This window comes from Bradyrhizobium sp. 186, from assembly GCF_023101685.1.
Taxonomy (GTDB): Bacteria; Pseudomonadota; Alphaproteobacteria; order Rhizobiales; family Xanthobacteraceae; genus Bradyrhizobium.
The window spans coordinates 8,572,500-8,591,826 of the sequence record NZ_CP082164.1; the positions used below are offsets into that span (position 1 = coordinate 8,572,500).

Below are 19,327 nucleotides of genomic sequence, written 5' to 3' on the forward strand. Positions count from 1 at the left end.
GTCGCGGCTACAAGCCCTTAAATTGTGATATTAGTCCGTCGCGCCTCTTCAACGGCGCCTCCGGCGACCTTGGTCGAACGCGCCACCTGATTGCCTATCTCGGCGATCGAGGCCGAGAGCTGCTCAGTGGCCGACGCGACCGACTGCACGCTTGAGCTGGCCTCTTCTGCAGCAGTCGCAACTACTCCGGACTGGCGGCTGGCAGATTTCGCCGTCTCCGACATGCTCTGGGACGTCGTCCTCATTGCGGAAGCCGACTGAGAGAGGGCATCGAGTGACGTGCTCACACCCTGCTCGAACTCGTCAGCCAGCTTGCCCAGGAGCCCCCTCTTCTCCGTCTCGGCCATCAATTTCATCTCGTCCTGTTCCTGGCGAAGGCGAGCGGTCTCTATCATGGCGTCCTGAAACACCTTGACGGTCTTCGCCATTTCTCCGACTTCATCCGCACGCGAGAGCGCAGGAATCGACGATCTTGTATCGCCACTCGCGAGCTTTCGCATTGCCCCAGTGAGGCTTGCGATCGGCCGCGTGATACTACGGCTAAGAAAAATCGACGTGGCCACGACAAGAGCAAGGGCTATAGCGATGAGAAGGCCAATGCGCTTTGCTTCTGCCATGAATATCGCGTCGACGTCATCCAGATAAATGCCGCCCGCGACTGCCCAGTCATAGGGCTTGAATCCGACAACATAGGCGATCTTAGGAAGCGGGTCGCCGACGCCGGCACGGGGAAAGCTAAACGCGACAAAGCCGGATCCGCCGGACTTCACAAGGTCGACTTGCAGCCGGGAGAAAAAGACACCGTTGGCATCCGCGTTGTCCTTCATGCTCTTGTTCTGAAACTTGGGATTGGGATGCGCGACCAGCACGGAGTCCATGTCGAGGGCATAAAGATAGTCGTCATTGCCGAAACGCAATGATTGAAGCAGTTGCTTACTCCGCTCCAAGGCCTGCGCATCGGAGAGCCCTGCCGCTCGGGATGCCTGGTAGTCCAATTCAAGCGCCTGCTTCGCCAGGAGGACGAGCTGCTGAAGCTTGTCTTTTCGGTCCTCAAGCAAGCTGCTCTTGAGGGCCGACAAGCCGAACCCGGCCACGGATGCAATTCCCAGAACAGAGAGAACCACCATCAACATCAGCCTGGAAGAAATCTTGAGCTTGGCAAGCATGAAAAATCCTTAACACGCGGAGTCCGACCATCACTCCGCCTCATCTATCCCACATTGATAAAAAATGCCTTTAGCGCGCAGGAGTCACCTAGAGCGTCTGTGACAGTCGAACACGGCGCATTGATACGAGGAGTTTGCAGGCCCCTGTTGCGATGACTCCGGTCTGCGGGGAAACATTACCAGTTGAGATGACGGTCATCTCTTCTCTAGATAACGATGCGCGCCGCATCGTTCCCCAATGCGTCTTCCACGCGGTCCACATTATTCGTTAGGATGATTGTGACGTCGTTCGAATTGTTGCTGCTGTTGGCTTCAAGAGTGGACTGGAATGGATCTCTCCGATCTCAGAGTGTTCGAGACGGTTCTGCGTCTTGGAAGTATCAGCCGTGCGGCAACGGAACTGGGTACTGCTCAATCCAAAGTCACAACTCGTATCCGAGTGCTTGAGGGCAAGCTTGGCATTTCACTCTTCGAGCGTCACGCACGGGGCGTAACGCCAACCTCGGCAGCCCGCAGGGTCCTCCCCTATGTCGCGAGGCTTTCAAGACTTGCTGCGGATGCCCGAGCTGCGGCACGGGATGATGGTGTGCCGAGGGGCACTCTGCTGATCGGAAGCCTCGAGACGACCACCGCGTTGCGACTGTCTCCTCTTCTGCCAAGGTTTGCCAACGCCTGCCCCCACGTCCGGCTCGCAATCACGACCGGAAACACCACACGCTTGTTGAATGAAGTCCTTGAGTATCGTCTCGATGGCGCGTTTGTCGTCGGCCCCGTCGATCACCCGGACCTGAATCAACGGCCTTTCTTCCACGAGGAGCTCGTGCTCGTAACGACCCCGTCGATCCGGACAAAGGACCTGGCTGACATCGACGGTTTGAAGATGGTCGTCTTTCAGATCGGCTGCTCTTATCGTGTCCGTCTGGAGACGATGCTGATGGAATTAGGGATCACTCTGTCCGAGCCGCAAGAGCTTGGTTCTCTCGACGCCATCATCAGTTGCGTCTCAGCCGGCCTTGGTGTCACCTTGATGCCGAGAGGTGCAATCGCAGCTGCCGCCCGGGATGGCAGGGTCGCTGCGCATGCGTTGCCGCCTTCCCGGGCCGCCGTTAAGACGGTGTTCGTCTGGCGAAAGGATGTCTATGTGTCGAGCGCGATGACAGCCCTGTTCGATCTGATCGAATCCCGGCCGTGACCCGAGCCGTCCAGCCTAGGACCGCTGCTCGCCTTCGAAGTAGTTCAACAGGCCCGTCCCCGGCGCGCAGTTGACATACTCGAAAAGCTGGTTGTTCTCCGGCAGCACGAACACTTCATGCCAGGTTCTGAGCTGGTTCTTCGTGCCGAACTTGCGGTAACGGGCCATTGCGGCGCGGAATATCGCGCCGTGCGAGGGATGATGCTCAGCCCAGTTTTCCATGTGGCCAAGCGACAGAAAGTATCCGAGCGCATGAGTCTCGAGCTCGGGTGCCCCGCCCGCATCGCATGTTTGCTGGAATCGCAGCGAGCAGCAACCCGTTGCCTCAGGACTTTCGCGCAAGAAGTCCATTCCGCGTTCGAGGGGTGTCCGCAGGTCGCGCATGTAATCTTCGGTTTGGTCGGCATCGCAGCGCCCCCAAAAGGCCGCCGACCGAATGACCGTGAGATTCTGGGGCGTAGCGATCCGCCACCGATTGGACCTGGTCTCGCGCGGCGTCGCTGATGGGAGCTCAGCCAGCGCCGACGGCAAAGGATCGATCGCGGCGAGTGGGATCCGGTCGCGCATCGCGCCGTAATAGCCGCAATACGGTGTCGGGTAGAGCGCCACTTCGTTAGAGCGACTCATTCCGGCTGGATAATCGTTCCAATACAGCGTCTCAAGGCGTTCGATCGGAACGGTCAAGCTCTCGCGGAAGTAGCCCGTCGCCTCCGAACACCTCGCCGAATCGTTCCACCAATTCGCCACGCGTCGATCTTCGAGCCAATCATCACGACGGGTCTGGTCAACCCAATAGCTCGCAACCACATGCGTATAGAGGCCGTTGTGATCGACGAACCACGCATGATCGTGCACGTGCGGGCCGTTCGGCAGGCAGACGGCCTCGGACATCCACGGTATGAAGCCGGACTTGTAGACGGCTTCCGCGTTCGGTCCCTGGATGCCGTGAAATGCAAGGCACAAAGCTTCGCATTTGCGTGGGAAACCGACGGACCAACGCTGGACCACCGGCTCGAAACCCTTCGGCTTGCGCAGCGGATTGATCCGCTCCAATACCTGAAAATTCATAGCGAGCTCCGTTCCTTAGTGGATTCCAAAATATGCCTTGTGCAGCTCGGAATTCTCTTTCAAGAGTTCAGCGCTTCCTTTGGCGACAACGAGTCCTTGTGCCAGCACGTATCCGTAATCGGTGACGTCGAGCGTTTGACGCACGTTCTGCTCAATCAGCAGAACCGAAAGTCCGGCTGACTTTAGTTGTCGGACTATTCCGAAAACCTCCGAGACAAATAACGGCGACAGGCCGAGCGAGGGCTCGTCAAAGATCACGAGCTCCGGATCGGCGATCAGCCCTCGCGCGATGGAGAGCATCGACCGCTCGCCGCCGGACAGTGTTCCCGCAAGCTGGCTTCGCCGCTCCTTCAGACGCGGGAAGACCTCGAACATCTCATCCATCCGGGCCGCAACGCGCCTGTCGTCACGCATGATCAATCCGCCGACCTTGAGGTTCTCAAGAACGCTCATGCGCGGCATCACGCGATTGCCTTCCGGGATCGTTGCGATCCCGAGAGCCGCGATCTTGTGCGTAGGCATATTGGTTGTCGCCACATGCCCAAAGCGTACCTCGCCTTTCCGAACACGGGTCAACCCGAGGATGGCCCGGATCAACGTGCTCTTGCCGGCGCCGTTGGCGCCCAGGATGGCCGTTACCGTACCGGGCCTGACCTCGATGGTCACGTTCTTCAGAACGTCGGCGCGATCGTAGCCAGCGTTGATCGCATTGACCGACAATGTCCGCGCCGCGGTTCGTCGCACGCTGATCATTGCCCTCTCCCGAGATAAGCCGCCTGCACTTCGGGGTCGGCTATCAACCCGTCAAAACTGCCTTCGAAGACTTTCCTCCCGAAATTGAGCACGATGCAGCGATCGGAGACACGCCGGATGACGTCCATTTCGTGCTCCACCAGGACCACGGCCAGATCCGGCATCTCGGACCTGAATGCGAGGAGATCGTCCATGAGTTCGCGCGTCTCATCGGGGGTCATACCGGCGGAGGGCTCATCCAGCAACAGCAGGCGCGGCCTGCCGATCAGCGCCCGGCAGATCTCGATCCGGCGACGGTCGATCATCGGGAAAGAGCTCACAGGCTGGAACAGCCGGTCGGCAATCCCGGCGTTGAAGCGGGACGCAATCTCCCGTGCGCGATTGACCGTCTCCCGCAGCTCTCTGCCCCACCTCGCGCGGCGAAACAGATTTGTCAAAAGACCGAGATCGCAATGGCAGAGGGCTCCGACCGCAATATTGTCGAACACGCTCTGATCGAGCATCAGCCTCGATCGCTGAAACGTTCGCGCGACACCGGCACGACCGATCATCTGCGGCGCACAGCCAAAGAGGTCGTGGCCATCAAGCCGGATCGATCCCCCGCTCGGGTCGTAAAGTCCCGTGATGACGTTGAAGAATGTCGTCTTTCCCGATCCGTTGGGCCCGACCAGCCCGATCGTCTCGCCGCGGCCGATTTCGACGTCGAAACGGTCGAGCGCGACCAGCCCGCCGAATGTCTTGGTGAGACCGGCACATTGTAGCAGAGTGCTACTCATTTTGGCGCTCCGTCGATGAAGCGTGACAGGTCCCTCGCCGGACGAGGCAGGATACCGCCCGGGCGGAACAGCAAGATGACGAGCACGAGCAAGGCGAACAGCAACAGGCGGAATTCCTGGATCGTCTGCAGTTTTTCCGGCAGCTCCAGGATAATCAAGGCGGCTACGACCGAGCCCCACAAATTGCCGATTCCGCCCAGCACCACGATTGAGAGCATCAGCAGTGAGTCCCCGAGGCCCGCCCCGTTCGGTGTCACGAACCCGTTCATCATCCCGTAGAGCGCTCCAGCCATGCCGATGATGGCGTTGCCGAGGACAAAGCCGACGACCTTCCACAGCCGGATCGACAGGCCGAACACCGCCGCGGCGGTCTCATCGCTGCGGACAACGTCCAGGGCGATCCCGACCCACGAGTTTTCCAGGCGACGGACGAGGATGAACACGAGGCCGAACATGCAGACCGAGAGCGTTGCATAGGGCAGATAGAACGACACGCTCCATGGACCAATCTGGTTGAGCCGGGCGAAATCCAGCCCCAGGATCGAAAAGCTTCCGATCTTCAGGCCCTGGGGGCCGCCGAGCACGTCGTTGACCTCGAGCCAGGTCCGCAGCAGCACGCCGAAGGCGATTGTCACGAGCGCCGCATAGTGTCCGCGCGTGCGCAGCACCGGCAGCAACAGCACGAGGCCCATTGCACCCGTCACAAGCGCGCCGATCGCCGGCGCGAATGCGCGCGGAACCGTGGTGTATGCACTCACTACGGCGGCCGTATATGATCCTATGATGAAGAAGGCCGCACCTGCGAAGTTGGCTATGCCGGCGAATGCGAGCTGCAAGTTGAGCGCGATGCAGGCAGTCGAGAAGATTGCCACGGTTGCCAGCATCAGAAGCGCGTAGTGATCGGCGTGAAACAGGACAATCAGGATCAACGCACAGAGCAACGCCATTCCATTGGCAACGCCTCGATAGTCGCCGCAGGTGGCGGCGATCTCCCGGCCGATCTGCGTTCGATCCGCCACTCCAAACGCCAGAATAAAGGCCGCGAGCAAGGCGAGAACTACGGGCTGGGATTCGGCGTGCATCATCACGCCGCCGCCGGAAAACAGAAGCGCTACCACGGCTGTGACGAGGGCGCGCGGATGACGACGAATCCGCGGAACGGAGAGCGAGGGAGCCGGGCTTGAAAGGCTGCTCATGTCACACCCGGTCGCTGCGCTGTTCTGCAATCATTCCTGTCGGGAACAACGCAATCAGGATGATGATGACGGCAAAGGCCACCACATCGCGATAAGCGCTCGAGATCGGCATCGCGACCACGACCAGCGTCTGCACGCCGGCGAACAGAAATCCCCCGATGATCGGCCCGATCAGGCTTCCAAGACCGCCCACCACGGCCGAGGCGAATCCGATGATGCCGAGCAGAACGCCCATATTGAAGCTGATCTCGCGGTAATACAGCCCGAGCATGCAGCCGGCAAAAGCGGCGAGCCCCGATCCCAATGCGAACGTCCCCAGCACCACGCGCTGCTGGTCAATGCCTGCTAGGCGCGCAACCTCGTCATCTTGGGCCACGGCGCGGATCGAGAGCCCGAACCGGGTGCGGGTCACCAACAAATGCGTTCCCACCACCAGCAGCAGTCCGGCGCACAAGATGATCACACTGTCGATACCCACACTGAAGGAACCGGCCTTGATCATGCCGCTCGGCAACAAAGCCGGAAACGGCTTCGGGTTTCCGCCGTTGGGCACGCCAAGCCGGATGGCCTCGCGCAGCACGGTGCCGGCCATCAAGGTCGCGAGCAGCACATTGATGCTGGGCGCGCCGCGCAAAGGGATCACAAGAACCCTCCCGATCACGATGCCCGCGAGCGCCCCGGCGCCGACCGCAGCCGACAAACCGGCGAGCAAGGCCAGCGCAGGGGGCAGCGCAAAGAGAGCTCCCGAAACGCCGGCGGCTCCCAAGGCTGAGAAACTTCCGAGGGTCACGACGTCACCATGCGAGAACTTGATGACGTCGAGCACCCCAAAGAACAGCGAAAATCCAACGGCGATCATTGAGTAGATCACCCCCAGCATGAGGCCGTTGAACACCTGCTGCGCTACGATCCCGAGGTCCATCAATGTCTCCGCGCGCTAGGGCGACGCATGACGTGTTGGTCAGTTGAGGCGGAGTTTTCGTTTGCCGGCGGAATATTCGCTATCCGGCCAATAGACCCATTTACCATCCTGGGCGACATAGACGTTGGCCCTCAGAATGTTCTGCCTGTGGTCGTCGAAATTGATCTCGCCGACCAGCGACTTGTATGCCTTGGTCGTATTGAGCAAGTCCTTGACCTTGGCCCGGTCGGGGCCAACCTTCTCGATCGCATCCATGATCAGATTGGCGGCGGAGTAGGCGAAGGGGCCATAAGCGTCCGGGTCTTCGCGAAAGCCCGCCTTGGCGTATGCGTCGAGAAACGCTTGGCCCTGCTCATATTTGCTGATGGGAGCGCCGTTATGGAAGGAAATCGTTCCTTCCGCCGCGGCACCTGCGCCTTCCAGGAAGCCTGCGTTCATGATGCCGGAGACGCCCGCAAGCTGGGCGGTGACACCGACCCGATCCATTTGAGCCCGCAATCGGACGCCGAGCGGCGTCAGGCCGCCCACCATGATCAGATCCGGCTTGAGCTCCTTGATCTTGGTGAGTTCAGCCGTGAAGTCCTGCTGATCCGGGCTGACCGGAAAAGTCGCGACGATCTCGCCGCCGGCCAACTTGAGATATTCGCTGAAGTATTTGTTCTGTCCCTTGCCGTAGTCGGTGGTGTCGTGAACGACAACGTATTTCAGGAACCCCTGCTTGGTGAGGAACTCCGCTGCGAGCTTGCCTTCATTGATCATCGTCCCGTTGACGCGATGAATTTCGTGGTAGTCGTTGCCATAGGTGATCTCGGGCAGGATGGCGCCCCACACCACGACCGGCAATCCGAACCGGGCATAGGTATCAACCGTCGCGATGCCTACGGCCGAGCAATAGTGGGTCACAGCGGCGATGATGCTACGATCTGATGCAGCCTTGGTTGCGACCTGGATGCCGATATTCGGCTTGCATTCGTCATCGAAGGTGACGAGCTCGTAAGTATACTTTGCCGTGGGGTCGGCGTTTCGCAATTGCACGGCCAATTGCGTGGAGTTGCGGCCCCCGATGCCGGGAGCTGAATTGCCGCCCGACAATGGTCCAATAAACGCAAGCTTTACGCTCTCCTTGGCCAAGACCGGAACTGTTCCGGTCGCTCCCGTGACCAGCGCGCCGCATGTCAGCAGCAACAATTTGGTTATCAGCTTCATTGGCAATGCCCTCCCTCGCTCACAAAACTGTATCCATCCCGGAGAGGCGAGACAGTGCGAATCTTCGCAAACGGGCGTGCGCAACGGAGCACGAGCAGGTGCACCGGCGTTGGTCGCCTACAATCGAAACAGATTGCTGCTGCTTTGAGCATAGGGCTGCCTTCGACGAAGCAGATGCGGGCCTCAAAAAAAACACCCCGTTGCAATCGGCAACGGGGTGACTGGGTCGCAGGACATCTGCGACAAGTCGAGGGAGGTAATCTTCGCAGTCACGACAGCCAGGGGCTCATCGCAGACGTCGAATTAGTCCTTCATACCATCGTCACGACAAATTCCCGCCGGGTGTTCGTGCAAAGGGCCTTGCACGAACACCTTGATGGCAATTGGCGGCTTCGCGGCTCATGCGATCTGGCGGCCGGCTGCCGGTGTCCTGCCGAATTCACTGGAAAGGTCGACCGCGACAGACTTCGGCAGGCAGAGGACATTAACCGCCGCCGTCATGAGGGCGATCGCGATCGGATAGATCAGGCCGGCGTAGATGTTGCCGGTGTAGCTGACGAGCGAGAGGCTGATCAGCGGAACGAAGCCGCCGAATATCCCGGTGCCGATGTGATAGGGAAGCGACAGCGAAGTATATCGCAGCCGCGCCGGAAAGAGCTCGACGAGAAACGCGGCATTCGGCCCGTAGACCAGCGCTACGAAGATGAGTTGCGCCAGGATAAGCGCCGTGACGGCCACGTAATTGTGCGCAGCCGCGGCGCTCGCAATGCCCATGTAGATAGGAACGTAGAGCGCGGCGGCAAGCAAAAGGCCCGTGACGATCAGCGGCCGGCGTCCGATGCGGTCTGACAAGGCCCCGCTCACGACGATCAGGGGCGTGCCGATGGCTAGAGCAACGGCGACGCAGACATTCGCCGTCAGGAAGTCCACCTTGAGAACGCTCTGCAGGAAATACAGCGCGTAGAATTGCCCGGTGTACCACACGCATCCCAGACCCGCCGTCGCACCGAAGAGAGCATAGAGCGCATAACCCAATCCTTGTCTCGTGCCGAAACTTTCGCGAACCGGCGCGCGCGAGACCTTGCCGGCCTGGCGCATCTGCGCGAAAACCGGCGACTCGCTGAGCTTGAGACGAAGATAGATCGAAATCACGACGAGAAGTGCAGACAGCAAGAACGGGATACGCCATCCCCAAGCACGGAATGCTTCCTCCCCGAGCGATAGCCGACACGCCAGCACGACCAGAATTGCAACAAAGAAGCCCAAGGTGGCGGTGGTCTGGATGAAGCTAGTGAAGAAGCCACGACGGTTTGCCGGTGCATGCTCAGCGACATAGATGGCAGCGCCACCGTACTCGCCGCCGATGGCCAAGCCCTGTACCAGTCGGAGCACGACCAGCGCGACAGGTGCGGCAAAGCCGATACTTGCATATGTCGGCAAAAGACCGACCGCGGTGGTCGCAATTCCCATTAAGATAAGTGTCAGCAGAAACGTGTGCTTGCGTCCCAATCGGTCGCCAAGACTGCCGAACAGGATGGCACCGAACGGCCGGATGACAAATCCGGTAGCAAAGGTTGCAACGCTGATCAGGACGGCGGCGGTGGGATCGTTGGCGGGATAAAAAAGGGTCGAAAAGAACACGGCAAGGCTTCCATAGAGATAGAAGTCATACCACTCGATAATCGTGCCCGCACTTGAGGCAAGCACCACCGTCCAGATTCCCAGGTTCGGGGCGTCCGCTTTAGGTTCGCTCATCATATCTCTCCTTCGGCCTTGTTGGGCACGTGTTTTCGCGGGCGCGTGCGCCGCAGCGCACGCGCCGTTTCCACCCGGCAATACGTAGAAAGTTGCGGACCCGTTAGGCCGCGATAGAATTTCGCGTCGGCACGTAGCGCGCAAGACATGCGCTTGCTTCTGCTGAAATGCGCTTCACCAGCTCACCGGCGGTTGGAATGTCGTTGATGAGGCCGATTGCTTCTCCGACCGTGACATTAGCGGTATCGTAATCGCCGGAGACCCACGCCTTCTCGACGCGCTGCAGCTCGGCTTCTTGCAATGTGCGCAGCTCGTCTTCCCGGCCATGCCACCTTTCGATGAAGCCGTTCTTCATCAGGCGCCCAGTGTACTCCGGGGGCCAAGCCTTCTTGCGGACAACGTCGTAGACACGCGTCCTGATCGTTTCATCGCCGGTGGCTGCGAGCACTTTTTCCTTGGCGTTGCGATGAATGACAGATTCTTGCGTGGCCCAAAACCGCGATCCGATCAAAGCACCGTCGGCACCGAGCATCAACGCTGCGGCGAGACCGCGCCCGTCAGCAATGCCTCCGGCGGCAAGAAGGAGAACGCGCGGCGCTCTTTGCGTGATCATATCAGCGACCGCTGGAACGAACGGCATCGTCGAGCGCGCCGTGAGTCCGTGGCCACCGGCCTCCGTGCCCTGTGCGATAATAACGTCCGCGCCGACATCGATCGCCCGCCGGGCATGCTCGAGCGTATGCACCTGACAGATCAGCGGGATGCCGGCCTGCTTCACTTTCGGGGCATATGGCGCAGGATCCGAGAACGACAGCATGATCGCTTTCTTGTGCCGCTCCAGAGCGAGATCGAGCAGACCCGGATCATTCGCCAGCGCCCAGGTGATGAATCCACAGCCGACGTCTGGGCGGCTCACCTTTGCGGACTGTTCTTCGAACCAGGCGCGGTTGGCATAACCGCCGCCAAGAAGGCCCAGAGCACCTGCCGCGGAAACCGCGGAGGCCAGCTCGCCGCCGGAGGCCGGATCCATCGGCGCCAGCACAATCGGGTGCTCGAGCCCAAAAAATTCGGTCAATCTCGTCTTGATAGCCATGTCTCTTCCTCTTTCTAGGCTCGGTTCCCGCCCTGGATACTGGGAAGCTAGATCGGCTATTGACAACATAAAAGTGATTATTATTGATCAGAGTCATCATTCCCGGAGATGACCATATGGACAGTACGGATCTGAATTTCTTTTCCGCGGTCGCCTTGGCCGGCGGAATCGGCCGCGCCGCCCACGATCTCCACACCGTCCAATCGAACGTGACCCAGCGAATTCGAGCGCTGGAGAACCAGCTCGGCGTCCAACTTTTTCATCGATCCAAGAAAGGCGTCACGCTCACCTCGATGGGCAGCAGGCTGCTCCCCTACGCCAAGCGGATCAGCGATCTGTTGGCCGAGGCGCATTGCGCAGTGAAGGACGAGGCGTGGCCGGGCGGCGAACTGCGCATTGGGTCGATGGAGACGACGGCGGCGTTACGCCTACCACCGTTGCTCACCCATTACGGCATCGCTTATCCCGATGTTGACGTCCAAATCGAGACGGGCCCGACCGCAGCGCTGGTCGACTGCGTATTGTCTCGGAAGCTTGATGGAGCTTTTGTCTCTGCACCGGTCACGCACGGTGAACTGACCTGCACACCGATCGTGGAGGAGGAGCTGGTGCTGATCACGCCGCCGATGGTGACGTCCCCCCAACACCTCAGCAAATTCCTGGCTTCGGGAAGCGGCCGGAAGGTGATCGTGTTTCGCGCCGGTTGCTCCTATCGACAGCGGCTGTCGGAATATCTTGCGCATCGTGGTTTCGTCGACCTGCGCTGGATGGAAATGGGAACGCTCGACGGAATCATCGGTTGTGTGGCGGCTTCGGTCGGGCTGTCATTGGTGCCGCGCGTCGTCGGTGATTCTGCCGAACGACAGGGCTTGATCCACCTGCATTCATTACCGAACGGGACCGGCAGGGCCACCACGGTTTTCGTTCATCGCAAGGACGCGTTCGTGTCCTCCGCCCTGCGGGCATTCATGGAATGCGCCGGATCGGGAACGAACCAAACAGCCCCGCCCGAGAAACCGGCAGTGGCGCTCAAGCAGCCTCGAAAGACGACCTCGCCGCCTTGACTGAGGTCACGATGAAGCGATGCACTTCCGCAACGCGCCGCGTTTCGTGCGTATCGGGATGTGAGGTCAGCCAGTAATTCCGCACGAAACGGATGTCGGGAAGCAGACGCCGCAATTCGGGATAGCGCTGGGCCACGTAATCATGAAGTATTCCGACGCCGTGTCCACCACGAACGGCCTCCATCTGCGCAACGACGCTGCCGCATTCATAGCGTCGCGACATGAGCCGGCCGAGCACCGAGGCATAGTCCAATGCCCTGCTGTAGACGAAATCTTCGACCTGGGTGACGAACAGGCGGCCGGCAAGATCGGCCTGCGTCTTGATGGGACCCTCGCGCGCCAGATAGGCATCAGCAGCATAGACACTGAGCGTGTAGTCGGTGAGCTTGGACAGGATCAGCTTGCCCTGCTTGGGCCGGTCCAGCGTGATCGCAACGTCAGCCTCGCGCCTTGACAGTGAGAATGTACGCGGAAGCGGCACGAGTTGAATGACAAGGCCCGGGTGCTTCGCTGCCAGCGCGCCCAGCCGATCGGCCAGGAAGTAGTTGCCAAGCCCGTCCGGCGCCCCTACGCGCACCGTTCCGGTGAGGGCCTCGGCGGCGCCTCCAATGCTCGATCCCACTTTGAGGAATTCGCTCTCTGCGCGCTCGGCAGCCGCGACAAGCGCCTCGCCCGCCGCCGTCAGCGTGCAGCCTGTAGTGTGTCGTTCGAGCAGTTTGGCATTCAAGCCACTCTCCAGCGCGGTCAGTTGCCGGGCGACCGTTGCATGGTTCAGTCGTAGGCTTTTCGAGGCCTTCAGAATCTGGCCGGCACGCGCCACCTCCAGGAATATCCGAACGCGCTCCCAATCCATTGACTACACTTTCTGCACAACGGAGCCGCGAATTCGGCCGTTGATGCCGCATTTTTATGCGCTGCATATCTGGCTCGATCAAGCATCATGTTAGGGAGAGCAGCCAATGCCCGTGACTATTCCGAACTTCATCAATGGCGAGTTGGTGCCGAACCGGGGCCCTCGCACCGCGCCGGTTTACAATCCCGCGACCGGCGAGCAATCGGCAACGCTCGGACTTGCCACGGCGCAAGACGTGAGGTCGGCCGCCGCGGCGGCCCGCAAGGCCTTTCCGGCCTGGGCGAACACACCGCCACTGCGGCGTGCGCGTATTCTCAATCGTTTCCTGCGGATCATGGAGGATCGAATCGATGAACTTGCCCAAGTGATCACCGCCGAACACGGCAAGGTGCTCTCGGACGCGAAGGGCGAGATCCAACGCGGCATGGAGGTGGTGGAGTTCGCGACCGGCGCGCCGCAACTGCTCAAGGGAGAGATCAGCGAGAATGTCGGGACCCGTGTCGACAGCCATTCGCTGCGTCAACCGCTCGGGGTGGTCGCTGGCATCACGCCATTCAATTTCCCGGCGATGGTCCCGATGTGGATGTTCCCGGTTGCGCTGGCCTGCGGCAATACGTTTATCCTCAAGCCGTCGGAGCGCGATCCCTCGGCCTCGCTCGTGCTTGCGCAGTGGCTGAAGGAGGCCGGGCTGCCCGACGGCGTGTTCAACGTCGTGCATGGCGACAAGGAAGCGGTGGATGCCATTCTAACCGATCCGGACATCGTCGCGGTCAGCTTCGTCGGCTCGACGCCGATTGCGCGATACATCTATGAGACGGCGACCAGCCACGGCAAGCGCTGCCAGGCGCTGGGCGGCGCCAAGAACCACATGATCGTGATGCCTGACGCCGACATGGACCAGGCGGTCGACGCTCTCATGGGCGCGGCTTATGGCTCCGCCGGCGAGCGCTGCATGGCAATCTCGGTAGCCGTTCCGATCGGAGACACGACCGCCGACCGTCTGATCGAAAAGCTGGCGCCCAAGGTCCGCGCGCTTAACATTGGTCCCGGTACCGACCCCGATGCCGAGATGGGCCCGCTGGTGACGAAGCAGCACCTCGACAAGGTCCGAGGCTATATTGACGCCGGCGTTGACGAAGGCGCGAAGCTGATTGTGGACGGGCGCGATTTCCATCGCCAGGGCTACGAGAAGGGCTACTTCATCGGCGGCAGCCTGTTTGATCGCGCGACCACGGACATGAAGATCTATCGCGAAGAGATCTTCGGACCGGTGCTCGTGGTGGCTCGGGCCAAGTCCTATGACGACGCGGCCGACATGATCAACCAGCACGAGTTCGGCAACGGCACTGCAATCTTCACCAGGGACGGCGATGCGGCGCGTGAGTTCGCGCATCAGATCCAGGTCGGCATGGTGGGCATCAACGTACCGATCCCGGTGCCGATGGCATTCCATTCGTTCGGTGGATGGAAAGCCTCTCTGTTCGGCGACCATCACATGCATGGCCCCGAGGGCGTTCGCTTCTATACCAAGCTGAAAACGATCACGACCCGTTGGCCGACCGGCATCCGGGCAGGCGCCGAGTTCGTGATGCCGACGATGTCCTGATCTTCTCCAAATGGAAGGCCGTGGCAGCTCCACGGCCTTCTCAACTCGCCAGTTGGCGTGGCCGTCAAATGGTGAACTCTGGCAATCGCCGCCAGAGAGGTGAATTCGGCCGATCAATCCGTGAATATCGCCCTAGAATCGTCGGACCGGACGCAGATTTGCCCTGTCGATCTCCATCGGAGGCTCGAGGTTGTCATGCTCGCTCTCCTCAGCTCCATTGGGTCACTGGGAACGCTCACCTCTCGGCCAAGCTCCCGTGGTGAGCGCCCTCGGAGAATATTCGACCACCTCTCCGATGAGAGGGATCGCCGCGGCCCGCACTCTCCGGGCAGCTGTGACATGAAGCCGCCAGGCGCGCTCGGCACCCTTGAAGCCCTGAATCGATGGATCATTCCAGAGCAACTCGATCGTCCCCTGCAGCACTAGGACATCGCCGACGACAAAGTCGACAAAAAGCAGTCCCGCCCTGGGATTGGACACAAAATTACCGAGCGTGTTGAAAAAGGAATTACCCGCAAAGTCCGGAACGGTGATCTGGTTACCCGCCACGTCAATAAAGCCCGGCTTGCCGCCGCGGTGAGAAATATCGCAATCGAACGATGATCCGTCATCTGAAGGCGCACATGAGGCGACGTAGAAGGTCGCCGACTGGCGGATCAGCTCTCGTGCCGCGTCGTCCAAGACGTCGAAAGCCTCCACCTCGCCGGGACCGAGTTGCTCCGGTGCAGCGGATCGTGCCGAGCTGATATGGCGCGTGTGGATGTATTGAGGGCAATTGCCAAAACTCTGCACGACCGCCACCTCGAAACCTGTCTCGTCGACAGCGATCAGCGTTCCGTTCATGCGGTTTCGCCGGCGGTTGCTCAGGTCTATGCCCAGCACGCCCAAGCTGGCGCTGACGGAAAGATTCGTTCCGAGCTGGTCGAAGGTCTTCGGTAACGATTCGATGCGCAACCGTCCTGGATCCGGCGAAGAGACGAATCCGCGCGGGCCAAACAGCATCGAAGGGATCGGCCAGCCCGTTCGGTCCGACGAGCCGACAAGGAGGTATTCGAGTCCTGCGAAGAACGCGCGGTGCTGATCGGGCATCCACGTGCGGATGGAGAGTTTGCCGCGGTCGCTCACTCTGTTGGCCACGCCGACGCGTCGCTGCACGTCGATCTCGCCCTGGTGAAAAGGAGACGAGCTCCGTTCGGAAAGACTGGCCATGAGCGCACCTCGAAAGAAGGTTAGCCGATCAGCTCGCAGGCGCGCTTGGCATCTGCTGAAAATTCGGAAGTGCTTCCAGCCGCCCCAGCCAGGCGACAATGTTCGGGTAGGACGACAGTTCAATGCCTCCCTCGGGAGCGGCCCGCGTGTAGCTGTAGCAGGCGAGATCAGCCACGGTCGGATGGGTTGCCGCGAGAAAATTGTGCTTCGCAAGATGACCATCCATCACGCTGAACAGACTGCTGGCGATCTCGGCCGCTTGCCGGCCATCGACGGTCAATTTGAACACCTTGCCCAGCCGAGCTGTCGCTGGTCCATATGCGAGCTGTCCTGCTGCCACGGACAGCCAACGTTGCACGGCAGCCGCACCAACGGGATCTTCCGGAAGCCACGTCTCGGTAGTGTCGTAGCGTTTGGCCAGATAGATGAGGATTGCGTTGGAATCGGCAACGACGGTGCCATCATCGTCGATCACAGGTATCTGCCCGAACGGGTTCATTGCGAGATAGTCCGGCGTCTTCCGCCCGGCAGGTGGCGTCGGGATCAACTCGTAAGAGAGCGAGAGAAGGCCGAGCAAGAGCTCGACCCGGTGGCTGTGTCCCGACAATTTGCCGCCATAGAGCTTGATCGTAGCTGACATTCCCAACTCGCTTTCGCTATTCAAACATTGTCCCGGTACTTATCATTTCCCATTCGGGCGATAATCGAGTGTTCCTTCAATTTACCATTGCGGTTCTCGCAACGATCCAGACGAGCAAAGTGACTGGCCGGTCGAGGTGTTGAATTGCCGGCCCTCGTTTCTGCGTCCAGGGCTTTGCCCTTCTATCCTCTGAACTCCCCGAGATAGCGCTCGCACAACACGTTCTTCTGAGTCTCTCCGCATGCTATTCGGGGGCAGCTCGATCGCGCAGAAATCGCGGTTCGGCAGCTTGTAGGCAGCCAGCCGCCCTTCAGCACCGCGACAATGTCCGTTTCCCGAGCAGCGCCTCCTGCCGTCGGACGACGGCCGCGACAACTCGCTCGCCGAAATCAGGATGCGGCAGTCCGACGACCGCGCTTTCGAGCACATCTGGAATGAGGTCGATCTCGATCTCGACCTCCTTCGGATGAACGTTGTAACCGCCCGAAACGATCACATCCTTCGCGCGCCGACCTTCAAAGGGAGCCGACGGCGGAACGCCCGAGCTCTGTCGGTCACTGCCTCCAACAGCTCGCTGAGACAGCGCTTCATCTCGGCCACTTGATGGATCACTCAGTCCGCAACTGCCCGCTCCAACTCGGCCGCTCTGGGTCTGACCGTCTCGCGCTGCGACGACTGGACCGGCCGTTCGTCCCCCTCGCCCGCCTCCATGTCGATAAAGATGGCCGGCTCGCGCTGCGACCGGTCAATCGTCAGCGAAAACACATCGAAACGATTGTAGTAGCCGACGACGTCGTGAAATTGCTTCGGTTCGACGCATTGCGCGACGTCGATATCGGCATATGCGATACCTTCGCTGTCTGAGAGAACGTCGCTGACAATCTGCCCGGTTGGATCGAGGATCATCGATACAGCATTCGGTGTGCCCTCGATCAGATCCAGCATGGCGGGGTTCGCCTGTCCGAGCGCATCCTTCATACCTACGTCCATGCAGGCGGACGAAACGATGTTGAAGCATTTGGCTTCAAACGAATGAGCTCCAGCCCGGATCTCAATGGCCCTGCGTAGGTCATAGCCCCCCTTCTCCTTGGAGGGACGCGTCGGCCAGATCGGCGGGTAGGTCGAAATATGAACTTGCTCGCCCTGCGCCATCAATGAATAGCGGGCAAGTGGATTCGTATTCTCACCACAAATCAGCATGCCAATGCGGCCGATAGGGGTCTGCGCGACGCGCAATCCGCGCGCATCTCCGGCAGCCCAGACCAGCTTCTCGTAAAAGGTCGGAACGAGCTTGCGATGATGATTGAGGATCGATCCATCTTGGCCGATCAAAAGATTGGAGTTCCAGATGCAGCCAAGGCTGGCAACCGTTCCTTCCGTAAAACCGATAGAGACTACGACGTTGTGGCGCTTGGCCGCCATCCTGACCTTCGTCAATTCCGGGCTGTCGAGCCGCAATGCCTGGGCCGACAACGCTCTGAAGAAATCATGAGACATGATCGGCGCCTGCAGCGCCGCCCACACGGGAAAACCGGGAATGAACGATTCCGGGAAAGCAACGAGCGAGGCGCCGTTGCGTGCCGCCTCGGCGATGAGGTCGCAGGCCTTGTCTGCACTTTTGGCCGCGTCGAGGAAAACTGAAGATGTGTGGCACGCGGCAGCTTTGAAGCGCGGCAAATTCGACGGCATTTGAGACGATCCTCTCGGTTTCTGGCACCACAGATTAGTCTTTCGCCGGCGGGTGGCGAATGCGGAAAATCTGCACGAGCGGTTGCGCGTCTTCAGACGACCAGGACCGGCACGCGATAGATCGCGTTGCGCCGGCCGCCAGCCGGCTGACTCTCGCCCGATCGCGAGGTCGCCCGAGACAGGAGACCGCAGCATCCCTCTTTTACAATCCAATCACAGATGAACTTGGTCCAGGATCGTCCTGACACCTTCTCCAACCGGCATCCCTGCCAGCTCCGTCCTTCATCGGCGCTCAGTTCGACCGCCGCAATTCCGTCTTCACCCCAGGCCCATCCCCAGACTTGCAAAACCTCGTCACGCCTGAGCTGACTATTTGGCTTTGGCGCCACGATGACCGATTGGGCCGCGATCGCCCACACCGGCTGGGTCGAGCCGTCGGGCGCGAGGTCGTTGTACCACGTCGTGGTGAAGACGCCCGGAGCCCGCTCCGAGCGCAGTTCGATCTTGCGGAGCCATTTGACGCTATTCGTGCCGTAGAAACCCGGGACCACCAACCGCAACGGATAGCCGTGCTCAGGAAGCAGCGGCGCTCCGTTCATCTCGTAGGCGAGCAAGACGTCGTCGGATATTCGGGAGAGCGGCAGATCCTTGACGTAATGTCCGCACGCGATGCCTCCGAAGTCGCCGGAGTCCGCCCCCTGCGACCAAAGGAAATTTGCGCTCCTCGCCACGCCGGCCGATCCTAGCACATGATCCAGACGAACGCCCGCCCAGCGCACGTTGCAGACCCGCTGCGTGGGCTTGTCGGGCGCCAGCGGGCTGCCTGCACATTGATGCACCGACACCACCTCGGTCTTTGGAAAGGACTTGAGCTGACCGACGGAGAAGCTCGCGGGCGTCTCGACCAGGCCGGCGATTTCCAGCGTCCAATCATCCCCATGAGCGACATCGAGAACACCGAGATGGCACAACATGATGCAGCCTTCGACTGGCGTGATGCGGTCGGTCAGCAGATGCGGTTCAGAGGGAATTCGGCCGAAGAAGCCGCGTACCTTGTACGTAAAGTCGTCAGCCATCGCAGCGCTCCCTCGCGCTGGCATTCTAGTACATCCCGGGAGGACGTCGAGCGTAAGAAACTC

18 protein-coding genes are annotated in these 19,327 nt (G+C 60.4%); 3 read left to right on the forward strand and 15 right to left on the reverse strand.

From position 1 onward, the window contains the following. Positions 1 to 17: 17 nt before the first annotated feature. A complete protein-coding gene (locus tag IVB18_RS40985) occupies positions 18 to 1,166 on the reverse strand; it encodes a methyl-accepting chemotaxis protein (protein ID WP_247985866.1) in 1,149 nt (382 codons plus the stop codon). Between the two features lie 328 nt (positions 1,167 to 1,494). Here IVB18_RS40985 and IVB18_RS40990 point away from each other — a divergent pair, with 328 nt between their 5' ends. Further along, entirely contained in the window at positions 1,495 to 2,358 is an 864-nt protein-coding gene (locus tag IVB18_RS40990) for a LysR family transcriptional regulator (protein WP_247985867.1), read from the forward strand. A gap of 15 nt (positions 2,359 to 2,373) precedes the next feature. Here the strand turns inward: IVB18_RS40990 and IVB18_RS40995 are convergent, their stop codons facing one another. The 8 genes from IVB18_RS40995 to IVB18_RS41030 form a co-directional block, all read right to left on the reverse strand. Then, positions 2,374 to 3,411 (reverse strand): phenylacetaldoxime dehydratase family protein, encoded by a 1,038-nt coding sequence (locus IVB18_RS40995; RefSeq protein WP_247985868.1) that lies wholly within the window; start codon positions 3,409 to 3,411, stop codon positions 2,374 to 2,376. A 30-nt stretch (positions 3,412 to 3,441) separates the two neighbouring features. Then, positions 3,442 to 4,092 (reverse strand): ABC transporter ATP-binding protein, encoded by a 651-nt coding sequence (locus tag IVB18_RS41000; protein ID WP_247985869.1) that lies wholly within the window; start codon positions 4,090 to 4,092, stop codon positions 3,442 to 3,444. Positions 4,093 to 4,175: 83 nt separating this feature from the next. Next, positions 4,176 to 4,955, reverse strand: coding sequence for an ABC transporter ATP-binding protein (locus IVB18_RS41005; protein WP_247985870.1), 780 nt, complete (start codon positions 4,953 to 4,955; stop codon positions 4,176 to 4,178). Next, complete coding sequence (locus IVB18_RS41010) at positions 4,952 to 6,151, reverse strand: branched-chain amino acid ABC transporter permease (protein ID WP_247985871.1); 1,200 nt, start codon at positions 6,149 to 6,151, stop codon at positions 4,952 to 4,954. The genes IVB18_RS41005 and IVB18_RS41010 overlap by 4 nt, the downstream gene beginning before the upstream one ends. Position 6,152: 1 nt before the next feature. Further along, entirely contained in the window at positions 6,153 to 7,073 is a 921-nt protein-coding gene (locus tag IVB18_RS41015) for a branched-chain amino acid ABC transporter permease (protein ID WP_247985872.1), read from the reverse strand. A gap of 39 nt (positions 7,074 to 7,112) precedes the next feature. Then, a complete protein-coding gene (locus IVB18_RS41020; protein WP_247985873.1) occupies positions 7,113 to 8,279 on the reverse strand; it encodes a branched-chain amino acid ABC transporter substrate-binding protein in 1,167 nt (388 codons plus the stop codon). Positions 8,280 to 8,678: 399 nt separating this feature from the next. Next, positions 8,679 to 10,037, reverse strand: coding sequence for an MFS transporter (locus tag IVB18_RS41025; protein WP_247991854.1), 1,359 nt, complete (start codon positions 10,035 to 10,037; stop codon positions 8,679 to 8,681). Between the two features lie 100 nt (positions 10,038 to 10,137). Next, positions 10,138 to 11,127 carry a nitronate monooxygenase gene (locus IVB18_RS41030; protein WP_247985874.1) on the reverse strand — a complete coding sequence of 330 codons (990 nt, stop codon included), beginning with the start codon at positions 11,125 to 11,127 and terminating at the stop codon, positions 10,138 to 10,140. Positions 11,128 to 11,243: 116 nt separating this feature from the next. Between IVB18_RS41030 and IVB18_RS41035 the strand changes: the two genes are divergently transcribed. Beyond that, a complete protein-coding gene (locus tag IVB18_RS41035; protein WP_247985875.1) occupies positions 11,244 to 12,191 on the forward strand; it encodes a LysR family transcriptional regulator in 948 nt (315 codons plus the stop codon). On the opposite strand, the gene IVB18_RS41040 is transcribed toward IVB18_RS41035, so the two are convergent. Further along, a complete protein-coding gene (locus IVB18_RS41040) occupies positions 12,157 to 13,044 on the reverse strand; it encodes a LysR family transcriptional regulator (protein WP_247985876.1) in 888 nt (295 codons plus the stop codon). The two genes, IVB18_RS41035 and IVB18_RS41040, sit on opposite strands and share 35 nt — an antisense overlap. Before the next feature lie 106 nt (positions 13,045 to 13,150). Between IVB18_RS41040 and IVB18_RS41045 the strand changes: the two genes are divergently transcribed. Next, positions 13,151 to 14,650: a CoA-acylating methylmalonate-semialdehyde dehydrogenase gene (locus IVB18_RS41045; RefSeq protein ID WP_247985877.1), complete on the forward strand. Its 1,500-nt coding sequence runs from the start codon at positions 13,151 to 13,153 to the stop codon at positions 14,648 to 14,650. Between the two features lie 222 nt (positions 14,651 to 14,872). On the opposite strand, the gene IVB18_RS41050 is transcribed toward IVB18_RS41045, so the two are convergent. The 5 genes from IVB18_RS41050 to IVB18_RS41070 all read right to left on the reverse strand — a co-directional run bounded on the left by IVB18_RS41050 (position 14,873) and on the right by IVB18_RS41070 (position 19,264). Beyond that, on the reverse strand, positions 14,873 to 15,859 hold the full coding sequence (locus tag IVB18_RS41050) for a pyridoxamine 5'-phosphate oxidase family protein (RefSeq protein WP_247985878.1): 987 nt from the start codon (positions 15,857 to 15,859) through the stop codon (positions 14,873 to 14,875). Positions 15,860 to 15,887: 28 nt separating this feature from the next. Further along, positions 15,888 to 16,499, reverse strand: a complete 612-nt coding sequence (locus IVB18_RS41055; protein WP_247985879.1) for a glutathione S-transferase — start codon at positions 16,497 to 16,499, stop codon at positions 15,888 to 15,890. A 310-nt stretch (positions 16,500 to 16,809) separates the two neighbouring features. Further along, positions 16,810 to 16,995 (reverse strand): hypothetical protein, encoded by a 186-nt coding sequence (locus IVB18_RS41060; RefSeq protein ID WP_247985880.1) that lies wholly within the window; start codon positions 16,993 to 16,995, stop codon positions 16,810 to 16,812. A gap of 116 nt (positions 16,996 to 17,111) precedes the next feature. Then, entirely contained in the window at positions 17,112 to 18,188 is a 1,077-nt protein-coding gene (locus IVB18_RS41065; protein WP_247985881.1) for a carbon-nitrogen hydrolase family protein, read from the reverse strand. A 92-nt stretch (positions 18,189 to 18,280) separates the two neighbouring features. Continuing rightward, entirely contained in the window at positions 18,281 to 19,264 is a 984-nt protein-coding gene (locus IVB18_RS41070; protein WP_247985882.1) for a molybdopterin-dependent oxidoreductase, read from the reverse strand. Positions 19,265 to 19,327 lie beyond the last annotated feature (63 nt).